Source organism: Microbulbifer echini (genome assembly GCF_041447225.1).
In the GTDB taxonomy this organism is placed as follows: Bacteria; Pseudomonadota; Gammaproteobacteria; order Pseudomonadales; family Cellvibrionaceae; genus Microbulbifer; species Microbulbifer echini.
Map to the genome: position 1 here is coordinate 1 of NZ_JBGMEL010000060.1, position 530 is coordinate 530.

Here is a 530-nt window from a genome sequence, read left to right on the forward strand (position 1 = left end):
GTGGTTTAATTCGAAGCAACGCGAAGAACCTTACCAGGTCTTGACATCCTCTGACAACCCTAGAGATAGGGCTTCTCCTTCGGGAGCAGAGTGACAGGTGGTGCATGGTTGTCGTCAGCTCGTGTCGTGAGATGTTGGGTTAAGTCCCGCAACGAGCGCAACCCTTGATCTTAGTTGCCATCATTAAGTTGGGCACTCTAAGGTGACTGCCGGTGACAAACCGGAGGAAGGTGGGGATGACGTCAAATCATCATGCCCCTTATGACCTGGGCTACACACGTGCTACAATGGACGGTACAAAGAGCTGCAAGACCGCGAGGTGGAGCTAATCTCATAAAACCGTTCTCAGTTCGGATTGTAGGCTGCAACTCGCCTACATGAAGCTGGAATCGCTAGTAATCGCGGATCAGCATGCCGCGGTGAATACGTTCCCGGGCCTTGTACACACCGCCCGTCACACCACGAGAGTTTGTAACACCCGAAGTCGGTGGGGTAACCTTTTTGGAGCCAGCCGCCTAAGGTGGGACAGA

1 rRNA gene is annotated in these 530 nt (G+C 53.4%); it reads left to right on the forward strand.

The window, feature by feature from the left end:
- Positions 1-530, forward strand: a 16S ribosomal RNA gene (locus tag ACCI51_RS19450); the annotation flags it as partial.